Consider the following 16505-nt stretch of genomic DNA (forward strand, 5'->3'; position numbering starts at 1 on the left):
CTTACGTTCCTGTCTGTGATCGGAGACGACGAGGACAGACGGACCGGCCGGCGGCCGGCACTGCTGAAGGCCGCCGGCCTCACCCTGGTGGGCATCCTGGTGCTGGGCATCGGGACGGCCGGCTGGGCGTACTGGCATCTCAACAGCAACATCAAGAGCGTCGACATCAACAGCGCGCTCGGCGACGACCGCCCGGCCAAGGCGAGCCCGTCTCCTTCGGCCTCCGCCTCGGCAGCGGCCCCGCTGCCGACCGAGGCCGTCAACATCCTGGTCCTGGGCTCGGACTCGCGCAGCGGCACGGAGAACCAGGCGCTCGGCGGCGGCAGCAGCACGGGCGCCCGCTCGGACACCGCGATGGTCGTGCACATCGACGCGGGCCGCACCACGGCCACCGTCGTCAGCATCCCGCGCGACACCCTCGTCACCCGCCCGTCCTGCCCGCTGTCCGACGGCGGCTCCACGGCGGTGTCGTACGGGGCGATGTTCAACAGCGCCTACTCGGTGGGCGGTCCGGTGTGCGCGGTCAAGACGGTCGAGTCGATCACGGGCGTCCGCATGGACCACTACATGGAGATCGACTTCTCGGGCTTCGCGAAGCTGGTCAACGCGCTCGGCGGGGTCACGGTGACCACGGACGAGGACATCGACGACGCCGACAGCCACCTCACCCTGAAGGCCGGCACCCACCACCTGAACGGCAAGCAGGCCCTCGCGCTCGCCCGCACCCGGCACGGCATAGGCGACGGCAGCGACCTCGGCCGCATCGGCCTCCAGCAGAAGCTGGTGAAGGCCCTGCTGGAGCAGATCTCCTCGACGAACCTCCTCACCAGCCCCACCGAGCTGTACTCCGTCGCCGACGCGATCACCGGCAGCCTCACCACTGACACCGGCCTCGACTCGCTGACCGAGCTGATGAGTCTCGGCGAGAGCCTGAAGGGCCTGTCGGCGGACGACGTGAAGACCGTGACCATGCCGGTCGTGACCGCGCCCTCGAACGCCAACCGGGTGGTGGCGAAGGAACCGGCGGCGAGCGAGCTGTGGGAGTCGCTCCGCTGAGACACGAACCGACGGTTACAACCATCGGGCGCCCCGAGGTGTCTGTTGCGGTGACTGCATTGCCGTAACCAGGGGGATTCTCGATGTCCATTTCGCGTTCGTACAAAGCCTGGTCCGTGCCGCTGGTGGCCGGAGTGCTCGCGCTCGGCGGAATCCCCGCCCTGACGGGCAGCGCCGGGGCGGCCACCGCGGCCCCCGTCCGTGACGACTTCAACGGCGACGGCTACAAGGACCTCGCCGTCGGCGCCCCGATCGCCACGGTCGGCGGCCAGAAGGGGGCGGGCTACGTCACCGTCATGTACGGCGGCCCGCACGGCCTGACCAAGGACCACCGGACGATCATCAGCCGTGCCACCAGCGGTATCCCGGGCAGCCCCGCGGCAGGCGAGAACTTCGGCATCCAGCTGTCCAAGGGGGACCTGGACGGCGACGGGCGCACGGACCTGATCATCGGGCAGGAATCCGCCGCCCGGGACGCGGTCGTCGTCTGGGGCGGCAAGAGCGGCCTGTCCGGCGGGGTGTCCGTCCCCGCGGCGGCCACCCAGGCCGGCGACTTCGACGGCGACGGCAAGCAGGACCTGGTTCTGTTCCGCGGGGGCCGCTCCCACGTCGACGACCCGCTCGGCACCAAGGCCACCGTCTGGCGGGGGCCGATATCCCGGGCCGGGAAGCCGGCCGGCACGAAGGACTTCGGCGCGACCGACCTCCGCTACGACGACGTGCTGTACTCCGCCGCCGGGGACGTCAACGGCGACGGCCGCGACGACCTCGCGCTGACCGACTACATCGGCGAGGGCGCCTCCACCTCCCGCTTCTACCTGGCCAACGCCTCCGGAGACGCCTTCACCCGCTACGAGGCTCCCGAGGGCGACGGCGGGGTGGCCTTCGGCGACGTCAACCACGACGGCTACGACGACGTCGTCCGGGGCGCCACGAACTACTCCACGGTCACGGTGGCCCTCGGCTCCGCCTCAGGTCTGAAGCCGAAGTCCACCTGGAAGTCGTACAGCCAGAACACCGAGGGAGTCCCCGGTGGCAAGGAGACCGAGGACTGGTTCGGCGCCGCGGTGGCGGCCGGTGACGTCAACGGCGACGGCTACGACGACGTGGCCGTGGGCGTGCCCGGCGAGGAGCTCGGCTACGACGACGGGGCGGGCATGGTCAACGTCCTGTACGGCAGCCGCGGCGGCCTGACCGGCAAGGGCGCCCAGGGCTTCACCCAGGACACCAAGGGCGTCCCCGGTGCCGTGGAGTCGAGCGACAACTTCGGTGGCTCGGTCAGCCTCCTCGACATCAACCGCAACGGCTACGCGGACCTCGCGGCGGCGGCACCCCGCGAGAACACCGGCGACGGCGCGGTCTGGTCGCTGCGGGGGCGCCCGACGGGCATCGTGACGGACGCGGCGTTCACCTTCGGCCCCCGGACGGTCGGGGCGCCGTACGCGAAGGCGTGGTTCGGCGGGTCGCTGTCGTAGCAGGTCAGGGCCCCGGGAAAAAAACTTCGAAGAAATCCGCGGGGCCTGTCGATTCCGGTGCCGGCCGATCGACGCAAGGGTGAGAGGCCGGAAGGAACCGGCCCGAACCTTCGAGGAGTCACCATGCCCCGCTATCTCTCCCTCGTGCAGATCGACGAGAAGACCGCTCCCGCGGAAGGCCCCAGCCCCGAGCTGATGCAGCGGATGGGGGAGCTGATCGAGGAGATCACCAAGGCCGGCGTGATGCTGGACACCGCAGGACTCACGCCGTCCGCCCAGGGGGCGCGCGTGCACTGGGAGGGCGGCGAGATCTCCGTGACCGACGGGCCCTTCACCGAGGCCAAGGAGGTCGTCGGCGGGTACGCGCTCATGCAGTGCAAGGACATGGCCGAGGCCCTGGAATGGACCAAGCGCTTCCTGAAGACCCACGAGCCGTTCTGGACGGTGACCTGCGAGGTGCGCGAGATCGCGGAGGGCTGAGACCCGCCGCTCCTTGGCCGTGGGGCGTGCGGGGTGTCGAATGGAGGGCTGTGAGCACACAGCCCTCCGCCGGCGCCGATCCCCGCCACGCCATCGAGACGGTCTTCCGTATCGAGTCGCCCCGTGTCGTCGCCGGCGTCACCCGTATCGTCCGTGACCTGGGCATCGCCGAGGAGCTCGCCCAGGACGCCCTGGTCGCGGCGCTGGAGCAATGGCCCCGGGACGGCGTCCCCGACAACCCGGGCGCCTGGCTCATGGCCACGGCCCGGCACCGCGCCGTCGACCTGATCCGGCGCCGGGACAACTACGCCCGCAAGCTGGCCGAGATCGGCCGGGACCTGTCGGAGACCGCCCCGCCGGAGGACCCTGCCGACCCCGGGGACATCGACGACGACCTGCTGCGGCTCGTCTTCACCACCTGCCACCCCGTGCTGTCCGCCGAGGCCCGCACCGCTCTCACCCTCCGCCTCCTCGGCGGCCTGAGCACCCCGGAGATCGCCCGCGCCTTCCTCGTCCCGGAGGCCACGGTCGCCCAGCGCATCGTGCGCGCCAAGCGGACCCTCGCCACGAAGAACATCGCCTTCGAGGTGCCCTACGGCCCGGACCGCGAGGCCCGTCTCGGCTCCGTCCTGGACGTCATCTACCTGATCTTCAACGAGGGTTACGCCGCCACGGCGGGCGACGACTGGCTGCGCCCCGCCCTCTGCGAGGACGCCCTCCGGCTGGCCCGCGTGCTGTCCGCCCTGATGCCCAAGGAGCCCGAAGTGCACGGCCTCGCGGCCCTGTTGGAGTTCCAGGCCTCCCGCACGGCCGCCCGTACCGGCCCGCGCGGCGAACCCGTCCTCCTCAAGGACCAGAACCGCAGCCGCTGGAACCGTATGCTCCTCGCCCGCGGCATCAAGGCCCTGGCCCGCGCCGACGCCACCGGCGCTCCCGGCCCCTACGTCCTCCAGGCCGCCATCGCCGCCTGCCACGCGCACGCGTACTCCTACGAGGAGACCGACTGGCGGGCCATCGCCACCCTCTACGCCCTGCTCGCCGCCCGCGCCCCCTCCCCGGTCGTCGAACTCAACCGCGCGGTCGCCGTCTCGATGTCCGAGGGCCCGGCCCCGGCCCTGGAGATCGTCGACACCCTCACCGACGAACCCGCCCTGAACGACTACCACTTGCTTCCGAGCGTCCGCGGCGACCTCCTGGCCCGACTCGGCCGCACGACAGAGGCCCGCACCGAGTTCGAACGCGCGGCCACACTGACCCGCAACGAACGGGAAAGGGAACTGCTGTTGCGCAGGGCACGGCAGTGCGGGCGCTGACCTCGGTCCCCGGGTGAAGCCCCGGGTCGGGGACGACGGTTCGAGACTGTTCCCCACGGGGGGTTTCACCGGCCGTCCCCGCTGTCAGAATCCAACTGGAGGCGTACGGGGGACGGGGAGCCAACAGGGGGGCCTGTGTCGCTGGCGGGTGGGTATGTCGCGCTGGACAGCACCTCGGTCGTCACCGCGCTGAGCGGACTGCTGGTCGCGATGGTCGCCGCGGCGGTGGCGGTGTGGCAGTCCCAGCGGGTGCAGAGCCTTGAGCGGGAGAAGATCAGGCTGGAGACGGCCGCCCAGATGCAGCTCAAGGAGCAGGAGTGGGACCACGAACGGCAACTGACGGAGCGTGAGCGCCGCCGCGCCGCCCGCGAGGCCGAGCAGGAGCGGGAGCGGGCCGCGGAACGGGTGGCCGTCCGCCGCAGCACTCTGGAGGCCGGAGCCGCCGCCTACTGCGGGCGCCTGGTGCAGGAGCTGTCGACCTTGCGCATCCTCGACATGTCCCGCCCGCTGCACCTTGAGCGCCTCTACGTCCAGGTCGGCGTCCAGGAGCAGCAGCCGCTGCGGTTCCTGTCCGCGGACGAGGTGGAGCGGCAGACCCGTCGCACGGACGCCGAGCGTCGGACCCGTCGTACCGATGCGGAACGCGCTGAGGCCAGGGCCGCGGCCGAGGCGCAGGCCGTCGTCCACACCTATGCGCCGGTCGACGCCCTTCAGCGCTACCGGCGCATCGTGGTGGTGGGCGACCCAGGTGCCGGAAAGACGACCATGTTGCGTCACCTGGCCCTGCGTATGGCCACCCAGTCCGAGCACGAGTCGCTGCCCGTGCTCCCGGCCTACGTCGAGCTGTTCCGGTTCGTGGAGAGCGGTCACGAGTCGTTGCTGGACCACCTCGCCGAGCACTGGGCGGAGCAGTACGGCTTCGAGGACGCCCGCGACTACATCGTGGAGAAGCTCGCCGACGGCGGTGCGGCCTTGCTGCTGGACGGTCTGGACGAGGTGCTGGGCGGGGAGAGCGCACGGGAGGCGGAGAGCGCGTACCACCGGGTCACCGCTGAACTGGCCCGGCTGGCAACGCGGTTCCCTCGGGCGCCGATCGCCGCGACCTGCCGCCGACAGGGCTGGCGGGGTGGACTGCCGCAGTTCCAGGTGCTGGAGGCGCTGGACTTCGAGTGGCCGCAGATCGAGACGTTCGTCGCCAACTGGTTCGGTACCGCGGACCGCCGCCGCGCGGGCCTGGTGCGCGCCCTGTCCGCCAACGGCCGGCTGCAGACCCTCGCTGCCAACCCCCTGCTGCTGAGCCTGATAGCGATTGTCTACGAGCGGGACCTGGAGCTTCCGGAGCGGCGGGCCGCGCTGTACCAACGCTGCGTGGAGGTGCTGCTACGTGAGTGGGACGCGCACCGCAAGATCACTCGATACAGCCGCTTCACCACCGACCGCAAACAGGACCTGCTGAAGGAGATCGCCCGCCACTACCACCAGCGCGGCCTGCGGTACTTCCCCGAGGACGACCTCCTCGACCAGATCGCCCGCTTCCTGCCCACCATCGACCTCGCACCGCAGGACAGCCGGGCCATCCTCGACGAGATCGCCGCACAGTACGGGCTGCTCAAACCGCAGGCGCACGGATGGTACGGCTTCCTCCACCTCACCCTCCAGGAGCATTTCACCGCCGCCGCCCTCCTGGAGCGCGGCGCGGAGGGGATACGCCAGGCGGTGCGGTCGCGGTACGACCCGTGGTGGGAGGAGGTGATCCTGTTGCTGGCAGGGTCCCTGCCGGACGCGTCGCCGCTGCTGTCGGGCCTGCTGCAACTGGAGCCGGACCAGCCGCGCGTCGACGACTCGGGCCTCCTCGACCTGCCGGGCGACGACCTCTTCCACACGGACCTGCTGCTGGCGGCGCGCTGTCTGACGGGGAGCCCGCGGGTGGCCGACGTGGCCCTGCGCCGGGAGATCGTCGCCACGGTCTGGCACCTGCTGGGCGACTCCCCGTACCCGGACGAGAAGCGTCGGGCGGCAGCGGCGCTGATCGGGGTGGCACGCTCCGACGAACAGCTGGACGAGGTCATCGCGTACATCCGTGACACTCAACGGGACACCGAGGCCCGGCTGGCGCTCGTGCAGGCCCTGGAGGCGCACGGCGGTCGGAGGGTGGGCGAGCGGCTGCTGGGTGTCTTCGCACTGGGCGGAGTCTCCGGCCCGCTGCGGGAAGCCCTGATCAGTGCGCTGGGCACACTGCGGGTGGAGGCGGCGGTCCCCATCCTCCGCGCGGAGCTCGAGCGCAAGCTGCGGGTTCTGGCCGAGGAGCCCGGCCGCGACAACTGGTCGGCGGCCAAGGACATCGCCATGCTGCTGCGACCATTGGGCCAGGCGGGCGCCCCCGCGGACGTCTTCCTGCGGGCGCTGGAGATGCGGCTGGGCTCCCCGTGGTTCCAGACGGTCGCGTCGGCGGCACGGGACGCGCTCAAGAACACGCGGGAGCCCGACACGGCCGGACGGCTGCTCGAACTGCTGCTGCGGCCCCTCGACCACGAGGACCTGGCCGGGGCGTATCTGGACGCGGCCGGTGAGGTCGGTGTGCGCACGCTGCTGGACCGCTTCCGTTCCATGGGAAGCGGCACCGCGCTGCTGACCGCGGTACGGGACCACATCACGGAGGGCCACGGCCGGGCCCCGCGTGATGCCCTGCTCACCCTGGCCCGCGACCGCACCCTCACGGTCCAGGCGCGGTGTCTCGCGCTGGAGTGCCTGGACGAGAGCCCGGGAGACCCGGACGAACTCGCCGAGTTCGCCGCCCACCCCGACATGAACCTGCGGGTGGCCGCCGCGGCGACGCTGGCGGCCTGGGGGATACCGACCGGCCTCGACGTCATCCGTACCGCGATCGTGGACGGGGACGTGGTGCTCCTCGACCGCTGGAACAGCGAGGAGGAGGCGGACGAGGCCGTTCCCGCGCCGCACCGCCTCGTTTCCGTCCTGGTGCCGTACGGCATTTCGGGCATCGTCGAGGACCTGCGGGTCAGGGCAGGCATGCCGGACCGAGAGGGGGTCAAGGCGCGTGACTGGCTGTACGCCTTCTCCCCCGAGGACGAGGTGGACGACTGCCTGGACCGTTTGAGCACGGGCGCGCACCTGCCGCGGCAACTGATCCCCGACCGTGTACCGCAGTCCCGGGCACAGACCGTCTTCCGGTACTTCCAGGGCACGCCGAGCGCCGGTTTCGGCGTCCTGCGCAGGGACTACGCAAAGCTTCTGACGGCCGCCGCTGCCGCCGCCGAGGGTGCTGACTCGGTCGCTTGGCTGGTCCGCTTCCTGCCCTGCGGCGACCTCAACAGCATGTACTTCCCGCAGGCCCACCATCACGCCTACGAGGCGAGCCGCCGGGCCCGGGTACGGGTCCTGCGCGACGGCACCGTCCAGCCCCTCGCCGTCAGACGGGACGCCCGATCAGCATCGTCGGCGCCCCCGCCACCCGGGTGAGGAACACCGTCGCCGAGTTGGGCCCCTGCGTCTTCGGAAGCGCCTTCCGTCGCAGTTCCTCCGGCTCGACCGCCGACCCCCGCTTCTTCACGGTCAGGATTCCGACCCGCCGCTCCCGCAGCAGCGCCTTCAACCTCTTCACGTTGAAGGGGAGTTGGTCGGTGATCTCGTAGGCGGTGGCGTACGGCGTCGGAAGCAGGGAGTCCGAAGTGACGTACGCGATGGTGGAGTCGACGAGTCCGCCCTCGACCTCCTCGGCCGTCTCGGCGACCAGATGGGCCCGGATGACGGCGCCGTCGGGCTCGTACAAGTACCGCCCCACGGGCCGGACTTCGGGATCGGGGAGCCCCCGGCCGAGCAGTGTCCGCGGTCCCGGCAGCAGGGTCGCCCGTACGTCACCCGGCGCGGTGCCGAACCACAGCACCGCCTCCTTCACATCCCCGCCATCGGAGATCCACTCCGCCTCGGCCTCCGTGGGGACCGCCTCGTGCGGGATGCCCGGGGCGACCTTGAGCGCGGCGTACGGGGCCTTGAGCGCCGCCTGGACCGCCCACGACAGTGGCGGCGAGTAGGCCTCCGGGTCGAAGATGCGGCCCCGCCCGCCCCGCCTCGCCGGATCCACGAACACGGCGTCGTACGCGGCGGTGTCGACCTCCGTGACGTCCGCCTCCCGTACGTCGATCAGGTCGGTGAGCCCCAGCGCCTCAGCGTTCGCCCGCGCGGTCGCCGCCGTCAGCGGGTCCCGGTCCACCGCGAGGACCCGGATCCCGGCCCGGGCCAGCGCGATCGCGTCCCCGCCGATCCCGCAGCACAGGTCGGCGACGGACCGCACACCCATCGCCCGGAAGCGTTCCGCCCGATAAGTGGCGACGCTCGCCCGGGTCGACTGCTCCACTCCGTTCGGGGTGAAGAACATCCGCCCCGCGTCCTCGGTCCCGAACTTCGCCGCCGCCCGCTGCCGCAGCCGGGCCTGGCCGAGCGCCGCGGAGACCAGTTCGGCGGGATGCTCGCGGCGCAGCCGGGTGGCCACGGTGAGTTCGTCGGCGGGGGCGGTGTGGCGCACGTCGTCGAGGAGGGCGCGGCCCTCGGGGGTGAGGAGCAGGGCGAGGTCGTTCACCGGGTCATTGTGGGCCAGTCGGTGGACGGTGTGCTTCCGGCGGCGGTGTCGACCCGGGCGCACCGCTGTGACCTGCGAGGATCCGGCCCCATGGGAACAGTAGGACAAAACTACAAAAAGGGTGCGCTTATGGTGCCGACCCGCAGCGGACTCGTCCTCCTGGCCGTGGCCGCCCTCGTCTCCGGCTGTGCCCGGCAGGCCAGGACCGACGTACGGGTACAGCGGCCCCTCAAGGCGCCCCCGGCCCCCGCCTCCGTCCCCGACCTCCAGGCCGACAAGGTCCGTATCAGGGCCGCCAGGTTCCGCGCCGAGCAGGCCCGGACCGCCGTCGCCAAGCGCTGGGGTCTGGAAGAGGCCCCGCTCACCGCGCCACCGGCGCCCGTGACCAAACCCCGCATCACCACCCGCGAGGGCTTCGAGGTCGACGGCCACGAGGAGAAGGGGCTGCCGCCGGTCTTCACCACGATCCCCACCCGGCAGAAGATCGTCTTCCTCACCATCGACGACGGCGCCGAGAAGGACCCCGCGTTCCTGCGGATGATGAGCGAACTGAAGATCCCGTACACCGCCTTCCTCAGCGACTACCTGGTCAGGCCGGACTACGGCTACTTCCGGAAGATGCGGGACCGCGGCGTCGTACTCGACAACCACACCCTCCACCACCCCCACCTGCCCGGACTGTCCTACGCCCGCCAGAAGCACGAGATCTGCGGGATGCAGGACGTCATCGAGAAGCACTACGGCACGCGGCCCACGCTCTTCCGCCCGCCCTACGGCAACTACAACGAGGACACCCTGCGCGCCGCGAAGTCCTGCGGCGTCGAATACGCGCCCATCTGGAACGAAGAGGTCTTCGCCGACCACTGGGAGTACCGCGAGTGGGACCAGAGGATCCACCCTGGCGACATCGTGCTCAGCCACTTCCGGGGCCGGGGGGACTGGAAGGGCACGATGCCCGACATGGTCCGCCGCTTCCTGAACAAGGTCACGGCCGAGGGGTACGCGGTCGCACGCCTGGAGGACTACCTGTGAGGCCGAGGACAGCGGCGGCCGCCGTGCTGGCGGCCCTGCTGCTCACCGGTTGCGCCCAGTCCGTCGACCCCATCGAACGGCTGGGCAAGAAGGCGGCGCAGCGGGTGGGGTCCTACGGGCCGACCAGGGGCGACGGGCGGCCGTACCGTCACTGGGGTCTCCTGGCCCCGCTGCCCGCGCCCCCTCGGCCGCCCGCACGCGCGGCGGCGGGCCGGGGCGGTCCGCCGCGGGTGGTGAAGCGCGTCCAGACGTCCGACAAGGTCGTCTTCCTCACCTACGACGACGGTGCCGAGAAGGACCCGCGGTTCGTCGACATGGTCCGTGAACTGCGGCTGCCCGTCAGCATGTTCCTCACCGACAGTGTCGTCGGCCCCGGATACGGCCACTTCGCGCGCCTCCAGTCGGTCGGCGCGAGCATCCAGAACCACACCCTCGGCCACCCCGCCCTGCGCGGCCTGCCGTACGCCGGCCAGCGCGCCGAGATCTGCGGCCAGCAGGAGAAGATCAGGTCCCGCTTCGGCATCCGGCCCCGGTTGTTCCGGCCGCCCTACGGGACGTACGACACCACGACCCTGCGCGCGGCGGCGGACTGCGGGCTCGCGGCGGTCGTGCTGTGGAGCGTCTCGCCGGAGGGCGACCCTCCACAGCGGCTGCGGGCGGGGGACATCGTGTCGGTGGCGTCCGGTGAGGCGACGGGCCCGACGCTCACGGAGCGGACCACGAAGGTGCTGCGCGAGATCCAGCGGCGGGGGCTGACGGTGGGGCGTCTCGAGGACTACCTGTAGCGTCTCCGGCGGCCCTCCGCCGGAGACGCGATTGGCACTCCGCTTGACCGAGTGCTAATCACGGTCATAGTCTCGGGTCTGGCACTCCCCACTGGAGAGTGCCAACACAGCGACGGGCAGGTCCGGCACCCGCGACGACGGATCCACCTGGTCGCCACCTCAGACAGTTAACCCCGTGAGATCTCCGAAGGGGGAGGTCGGATCGTGACGACCACCAGCTCCAAGGTTGCCATCAAGCCGCTCGAGGACCGCATCGTGGTCCAGCCGCTCGACGCCGAGCAGACCACCGCCTCTGGCCTGGTCATCCCGGACACCGCCAAGGAGAAGCCCCAGGAGGGCGTCGTCCTGGCCGTGGGCCCGGGCCGCTTCGAGAACGGCGAGCGTCTGCCGCTCGACGTCCAGACCGGCGACATCGTGCTGTACAGCAAGTACGGCGGCACCGAGGTGAAGTACAACGGCGAGGAGTACCTCGTCCTCTCGGCCCGCGACGTGCTCGCGATCATCGAGAAGTAATTCACTTCAAGCTTTTCTTTTTGAGCTGCGCCCCGGGCCCCCGCGACCTTATGAAGCCGGGCGTTCGGGGCGCAGTTCGTTTCACCCACGTTTTCCGAGAGGGCTGAACCGCTCCCATGGCGAAGATCCTGAAGTTCGACGAGGACGCCCGTCGCGCCCTCGAGCGCGGCGTCAACAAGCTTGCCGACACGGTCAAGGTGACGATCGGCCCCAAGGGCCGCAACGTCGTCATCGACAAGAAGTTCGGCGCCCCCACCATCACCAACGACGGCGTCACCATCGCCCGCGAGGTCGAGATCGAGGACCCGTACGAGAACCTCGGCGCGCAGCTGGTGAAGGAGGTGGCGACCAAGACCAACGACATCGCGGGTGACGGTACGACCACCGCCACCGTGCTGGCCCAGGCGCTCGTCCGCGAGGGCCTGAAGAACGTCGCCGCGGGCGCCTCCCCGGCCGCTCTGAAGAAGGGCATCGACGCCGCCGTCGCCGCCATCTCCGAGGACCTGCTCGCCTCGGCCCGGCCGGTCGACGACAAGTCCGACATCGCCGCCGTGGCCGCGCTGTCCGCGCAGGACTCGCAGGTCGGCGAGCTCATCGCCGAGGCGATGGACAAGGTCGGCAAGGACGGTGTCATCACCGTCGAGGAGTCCAACACCTTCGGTCTGGAGCTGGACTTCACCGAGGGCATGGCCTTCGACAAGGGCTACCTGTCCCCGTACATGGTGTCCGACCAGGAGCGTATGGAGGCCGTCCTCGACGACCCGTACATCCTGATCAACCAGGGCAAGATCTCCTCGATCCAGGACCTGCTGCCGCTGCTTGAGAAGGTCATCCAGTCGGGTGCCTCCAAGCCGCTGCTGATCATCGCCGAGGACGTCGAGGGCGAGGCCCTGTCGACCCTGGTCGTCAACAAGATCCGCGGCACCTTCAACGCGGTCGCCGTCAAGGCGCCCGGCTTCGGCGACCGCCGCAAGGCGATGCTCCAGGACCTGGCGACCCTCACCGGCGCCGAGGTCATCTCCGAGGAGGTCGGCCTCAAGCTCGACCAGGTCGGCCTTGAGGTGCTGGGCACCGCCCGCCGCGTCACGGTCACCAAGGACGACACCACGGTCGTCGACGGCGCCGGCGACTCCGCCGCCGTCGCCGGCCGCGTCGCCCAGATCAAGGCCGAGATCGAGAACACCGACTCCGACTGGGACCGCGAGAAGCTCCAGGAGCGCCTCGCGAAGCTGGCCGGCGGCGTGTGCGTGATCAAGGTCGGCGCCGCCACCGAGGTGGAGCTGAAGGAGAAGAAGCACCGTCTGGAGGACGCCATCTCCGCGACCCGCGCCGCGGTCGAGGAGGGCATCGTCTCCGGTGGTGGCTCCGCGCTCGTCCACGCCGCCAAGGTCCTTGAGGGCGGTCTGGGCAAGACCGGCGACGAGGCCACCGGTGTCGCCGTGGTCCGCCGCGCGGTCGTCGAGCCGCTGCGCTGGATCGCCGAGAACGCCGGCCTTGAGGGTTACGTCATCACCTCCAAGGTCGCCGAGCTCGACAAGGGCCAGGGCTTCAACGCCGCGACCGGCGAGTACGGCGACCTGGTCAAGGCCGGCGTCATCGACCCGGTCAAGGTCACCCGCTCCGCCCTGGAGAACGCCGCCTCCATCGCCTCCCTCCTCCTGACGACCGAGACCCTGGTCGTCGAGAAGAAGGAAGAGGAGGAGTCGGCCGCCGGTGGTCACGGCCACGGCCACTCCCACTGAGGCAGGCAGCAGCCCACTGACGCGGGCAGCACCTGAAGAAGCCCCCCGTTCCGTTGCGGAGCGGGGGGCTTCTCCCTTCGCGGGCGGTCCATCTCGGCCGGGCTCACGTCTCCAGCGTGTCCAGTGCCCCCAGCTGCTGCATCAGCCCGATCCGGTCGTACTGCCACCATCCCTCGGCGATCTTGCCGTCCGGGTTGAACCGGAAGATCGTCGTCCCGGTCATGGTGACCTGCCTCCCGGTGCCCGCCAGCCCCATGAAGTCGCCCTTGTGGGTGCCGCGCCAGACCCACCGGTTGCACACCCGGTCGTCCTGGGCCATCTGGTCCTCGAGGGAGAAGGCGAAGTCGAAGCCGCCGCGCCACATCCCGACCTCGCGCCGCATGGCGTCCATCCCGATGGCGTCCTGCTCACGGGCGGGATCGTGGTCGTGATAGTCCTGTGCGATCAGACCGTCGAGCGGGGGCAGCTCCCCGTGCAGGGCCACCGTCTCGAAGAAGCGGCGGGCGGTGTCCGCGTACAGCTTCTCGTCCCGTACGACATCAAGATCCGTGAACGTCGGCATTTCGTCACACAGAGCCACCAGGTCCCGGAAGATCTTGTCGGTCTCCGGAAGGTTCGAGTTCCGCATCGCCTCCTCGTACGACGGGAACTCCACGATCTCGACGTAGTGCGACGAGTCGGAGCGGTCCTTGCCGACCACCGCGTGCGTCGCCGTCCGCTTCCCCTTGGTCTGTTCCACCCATGTGTCCATCAGCCGGTCCATCTCGTCGAAACGGCTGGTCCTGCAGTCGATGAGCTGTACGAAGGTCATGGCACCGTCTCCTCCGGCCCCCCTGGGTCCGGTCGAACACCACCATTCTCTGCCCGTCGGCGACATCAGGCCATGCAGAGCCGACTGCGCCCCGGCGTACGTCTGGTCCGGGCGTACGTCTGGTGAAGGGCGGGCGACCGCACCCGCCGCCCTGTCGCCACCGCGGCCCCGAGTCGCCTACTGCGGTCCGTACTTCCGCCCCGTCCTCGACGAGATCCCGCCCAGCAGCCCCCGGGGCGCCACCTTCACCAGACCCATGAGGGCCTTGTAACGCGGATCGGGGATCGACAGCGACTTCCCGCGGGAGAGGTCGGTGAGGGCGGCGGCGACCAGCTTGTCCGCGTCGAGCCACATCCAGCCCGGGATGTTGTCCGTGCCCATCCCCGCCCGCTGGTGGAACTCCGTGCGCACGAAGCCGGGGCACAGCGCCATCAGCCGTACCCCACTGCCCGCCAGGTCCTTCGCCGCGCCCTGGGTGAACTGCACGACCCACGCCTTCGAGGCGCCGTAGGTCCCGCGCGGCACGAAGGCCGCCACCGACGCGACATTGACGACACCGCCCCGCCCGCGCTCCCGCATCGCCTCCGTCGCCGCCGACGTCAGTCGCAGCACCGCCTCGCAGTGCACCTTGAGCATCTTCAGCTCGTCGGCCATGGAGACATCGAGATAGCGGCCCTTGTTGCCGAACCCGGCGTTGTTGACCAGGAGGTCGACGGGGGACCTGCGGTCGGACAGCCGGGCGGCGACCGCCTCGATGCCGGTGTCCGTGGCGAGGTCGGCGGTGAGGACCTCCGCCTCGATGCCGTGCCGGTCGTGGAGTTCGGTCGCCTGTTCCTGGAGCCGCTTGGTGTCGCGGGCCACCAGCACCAGGTTGTGCCCGTCAGCCGCCAGCCGTCGTGCGAACGCGGCACCGATGCCCGCGGTCGATCCCGTAATCAATGCCGTTGTCATGGCGCAAGGTTAGTGACCGGGACCGACAGCGTCCGCCTGCTGCACAGGGCCTCCCGGTAGGTGAAGTGCCGGGGAACAACCGCAGGCCGGGGGCGAGTCAGGCGCCGTGCTTCTCCACATATTCGAGCGCCCACTTCCGCAGCTCCGGATGGAGCGCCTCGCCCGCCGCCAACAGCCGCGGCTGGAGCGGCCGTTCGGTGGTCATCGCGCGGAACGCCAGGGCGACCGTCACCTCGTGGTCCGGCCGGTGCACGATCCCGACCGGGTCCCCGGTACGGATCTCACCGGGCTCGATCACCCGCAGATACGCCCCCGGCGCACCCCTCTGTGTGAACCGCTTCACCCACCGCTGCTCACCCATGTGGCCCTGGAAGGTGCCGCACGGGATCCGCGCGCTGGTGACCTCAAGAACCACGTCGGGCCCGATGCGCCAGCGCTCGCCGATGAGCGCGCCGGAGACATCGATGCCCTGCGTCGTGAGGTTCTCGCCGAAGAAGCCGTTCGCCAGTGTGCGCCCCAGCTCGCGCTCCCAGTCGTCCAGATCCTCGCGCGCGACCGCGTACACCGCCTGGTCGTCGCCACCGTGGTGCTGCTTCTTGCACACCGCGTCCCCGGCCAGCGCGCTCCCGCCGATGCCCTTGGGACCGGGTGCCGCCACCCGCACCGGTCCGTCGACCGGCCGCTTGTCGATACCGGTCACGCCCTCAGGATTGTCCGTGTACGGCACGGCCTTCACAGGGCCCAGATTCACCGACAGAAGCTTCATGAACGGCACGGTAGGGGGCCGGCGCCCAAAGGTGCCACGCATTATTCGGCGCCGTATCAAAGCACCGCTTATCCTCGGACGGTGATCGAGGCCCGTCATCTCCGTGTCCTGCGCGCTGTCGCCGCCACCGGCTCCTTCTCCGCGGCGGGGCGCGAACTGGGCTGCACCCAGCCCGCCGTCAGCCAGCAGATGAAGGCCCTGGAGGCCTCCGTGGGCACGCCGTTGCTCGTCCGCAGCGGCCGCGAGATGCGGCTGACGCAGGCGGGGGAGGCGCTCGTGCGGCACGCCGCCGGGATCCTGGCGGGACTCACCGCCGCCGAGGAGGAGGTCGCCGCCATCGCCGGGCTGCGGGCCGGGCGCGTCCGGCTCGTCTCCTTCCCCAGCGGCAGCTCCACCCTCGTCCCCACCGCCCTCGCCGCCCTGCGCGCCGCCCACCCGGGAACCCGGGTCTCCCTGGAGGAGGCCGAACCCCCGCACTCCGTCGCCCTGCTGCGGGAGGGCGACTGCGACCTGGCGCTCGCCTTCCGGTACGAGGGGGCCGCGGGCGGCGACGAGTGGGACGACCTCGTCGTACGGCCCCTGCTGACCGACCGGCTCGTCGCCCTCGTACCGGAGCGGCACCGGCTCGCGCGCGCGGGGTCCGTCGCCATCGGGGAGCTCGCCCGGGAGTCGTGGATCGCCGGATGCCCGCGCTGCCGCGGCCAGTTGGTCCAGGTCTGCGAGAGCGCCGGCTTCACGCCCCGCATCGACTTCGCGACCGACGACTACCCGGCGGTCGTCGGCCTGGTGGGCGCGGGGCTGGGGGTCGCCGTACTGCCGCAGCTCGCGATCGAGTCCGTACGGCCACGAGGCGCGCGTACGGTCACGCTGGAACCGGCGGTCCGGCGGGAGATCGTCGCGCTCACCCTGCCCGACCTGGCGCAGGTGCCGGCCGTGGCGGCGACGCTGGAGCAGCTCGCGACCGCGTCGGGCCGGACATAGAAG

General features: G+C 70.9%; 14 protein-coding genes. 10 read left to right on the forward strand and 4 right to left on the reverse strand.

Annotated elements, in window-relative coordinates:
* The first annotated feature begins 15 nt into the window (after positions 1–15).
* From ACI2L1_RS15190 to ACI2L1_RS15210, 5 genes are all read left to right on the forward strand, one after another.
* Positions 16–1056 (forward strand): LCP family protein, encoded by a 1041-nt coding sequence (locus ACI2L1_RS15190; protein WP_404739778.1) that lies wholly within the window; start codon positions 16–18, stop codon positions 1054–1056.
* Between the two features lie 83 nt (positions 1057–1139).
* Positions 1140–2531 carry an FG-GAP and VCBS repeat-containing protein gene (locus ACI2L1_RS15195; RefSeq protein ID WP_404739779.1) on the forward strand — a complete coding sequence of 464 codons (1392 nt, stop codon included), beginning with the start codon at positions 1140–1142 and terminating at the stop codon, positions 2529–2531.
* A gap of 123 nt (positions 2532–2654) precedes the next feature.
* Positions 2655–3011: a YciI family protein gene (locus tag ACI2L1_RS15200; protein WP_404739780.1), complete on the forward strand. Its 357-nt coding sequence runs from the start codon at positions 2655–2657 to the stop codon at positions 3009–3011.
* Positions 3012–3061: 50 nt separating this feature from the next.
* The gene (locus ACI2L1_RS15205; protein ID WP_404739781.1) at positions 3062–4324 is read left to right on the forward strand and encodes an RNA polymerase sigma factor; all 1263 of its coding nucleotides are present in this window, start codon (positions 3062–3064) and stop codon (positions 4322–4324) included.
* 135 nt (positions 4325–4459) lie between these two features.
* Complete coding sequence (locus ACI2L1_RS15210) at positions 4460–7804, forward strand: NACHT domain-containing protein (RefSeq protein ID WP_404739782.1); 3345 nt, start codon at positions 4460–4462, stop codon at positions 7802–7804.
* Here ACI2L1_RS15210 and ACI2L1_RS15215 read toward each other — a convergent pair.
* Positions 7755–8921 (reverse strand): methyltransferase domain-containing protein, encoded by a 1167-nt coding sequence (locus ACI2L1_RS15215; RefSeq protein WP_404739783.1) that lies wholly within the window; start codon positions 8919–8921, stop codon positions 7755–7757. The two genes, ACI2L1_RS15210 and ACI2L1_RS15215, sit on opposite strands and share 50 nt — an antisense overlap.
* 129 nt (positions 8922–9050) lie before the next feature.
* On the opposite strand from ACI2L1_RS15215, the gene ACI2L1_RS15220 reads away from it, so the two are divergent.
* From ACI2L1_RS15220 to groL, 4 genes are all read left to right on the forward strand, one after another.
* Positions 9051–9953, forward strand: coding sequence for a polysaccharide deacetylase family protein (locus tag ACI2L1_RS15220; RefSeq protein ID WP_404739784.1), 903 nt, complete (start codon positions 9051–9053; stop codon positions 9951–9953).
* A complete protein-coding gene (locus ACI2L1_RS15225) occupies positions 9950–10738 on the forward strand; it encodes a polysaccharide deacetylase family protein (protein ID WP_404739785.1) in 789 nt (262 codons plus the stop codon). The genes ACI2L1_RS15220 and ACI2L1_RS15225 overlap by 4 nt, the downstream gene beginning before the upstream one ends.
* Before the next feature lie 204 nt (positions 10739–10942).
* On the forward strand, positions 10943–11251 hold the full coding sequence (gene groES, locus ACI2L1_RS15230; RefSeq protein WP_028807844.1) for a co-chaperone GroES: 309 nt from the start codon (positions 10943–10945) through the stop codon (positions 11249–11251).
* 116 nt (positions 11252–11367) lie between these two features.
* Positions 11368–12993 carry a chaperonin GroEL gene (gene groL, locus ACI2L1_RS15235; RefSeq protein ID WP_404739786.1) on the forward strand — a complete coding sequence of 542 codons (1626 nt, stop codon included), beginning with the start codon at positions 11368–11370 and terminating at the stop codon, positions 12991–12993.
* Positions 12994–13096: 103 nt separating this feature from the next.
* Here groL and ACI2L1_RS15240 read toward each other — a convergent pair whose 3' ends face one another.
* The 3 genes from ACI2L1_RS15240 to ACI2L1_RS15250 form a co-directional block, all read right to left on the reverse strand.
* Positions 13097–13804, reverse strand: coding sequence for an ester cyclase (locus tag ACI2L1_RS15240; RefSeq protein ID WP_404739787.1), 708 nt, complete (start codon positions 13802–13804; stop codon positions 13097–13099).
* Between the two features lie 177 nt (positions 13805–13981).
* The gene (locus ACI2L1_RS15245) at positions 13982–14755 is read right to left on the reverse strand and encodes an SDR family NAD(P)-dependent oxidoreductase (RefSeq protein WP_404739788.1); all 774 of its coding nucleotides are present in this window, start codon (positions 14753–14755) and stop codon (positions 13982–13984) included.
* Positions 14756–14852: 97 nt separating this feature from the next.
* Positions 14853–15521: an MOSC domain-containing protein gene (locus ACI2L1_RS15250; RefSeq protein ID WP_404739789.1), complete on the reverse strand. Its 669-nt coding sequence runs from the start codon at positions 15519–15521 to the stop codon at positions 14853–14855.
* Between the two features lie 81 nt (positions 15522–15602).
* On the opposite strand from ACI2L1_RS15250, the gene ACI2L1_RS15255 reads away from it, so the two are divergent.
* A complete protein-coding gene (locus tag ACI2L1_RS15255; protein WP_404739790.1) occupies positions 15603–16502 on the forward strand; it encodes a LysR family transcriptional regulator in 900 nt (299 codons plus the stop codon).
* The last annotated feature ends 3 nt before the right edge of the window (positions 16503–16505 follow it).

This window comes from Streptomyces sp. NPDC019531, from assembly GCF_044903305.1.
Lineage (GTDB): Bacteria > Actinomycetota > Actinomycetes > Streptomycetales > Streptomycetaceae > Streptomyces.

Excerpts from the sequence above, each read along its gene's own strand:
- ACI2L1_RS15200 (WP_404739780.1), top strand. The coding sequence starts at position 2,655 with ATGCCCCGCTATCTCTCCCTCGTGCAGATCGACGAGAAGACCGCTCCC.
- ACI2L1_RS15250 (WP_404739789.1), bottom strand. The coding sequence starts at position 15,521 with ATGAAGCTTCTGTCGGTGAATCTGGGCCCTGTGAAGGCCGTGCCGTAC.
- ACI2L1_RS15220 (WP_404739784.1), top strand. The coding sequence starts at position 9,051 with ATGGTGCCGACCCGCAGCGGACTCGTCCTCCTGGCCGTGGCCGCCCTC.
- ACI2L1_RS15245 (WP_404739788.1), bottom strand. The coding sequence starts at position 14,755 with ATGACAACGGCATTGATTACGGGATCGACCGCGGGCATCGGTGCCGCG.
- ACI2L1_RS15195 (WP_404739779.1), top strand. The coding sequence starts at position 1,140 with ATGTCCATTTCGCGTTCGTACAAAGCCTGGTCCGTGCCGCTGGTGGCC.
- ACI2L1_RS15240 (WP_404739787.1), bottom strand. The coding sequence starts at position 13,804 with ATGACCTTCGTACAGCTCATCGACTGCAGGACCAGCCGTTTCGACGAG.
- groL (WP_404739786.1), top strand. The coding sequence starts at position 11,368 with ATGGCGAAGATCCTGAAGTTCGACGAGGACGCCCGTCGCGCCCTCGAG.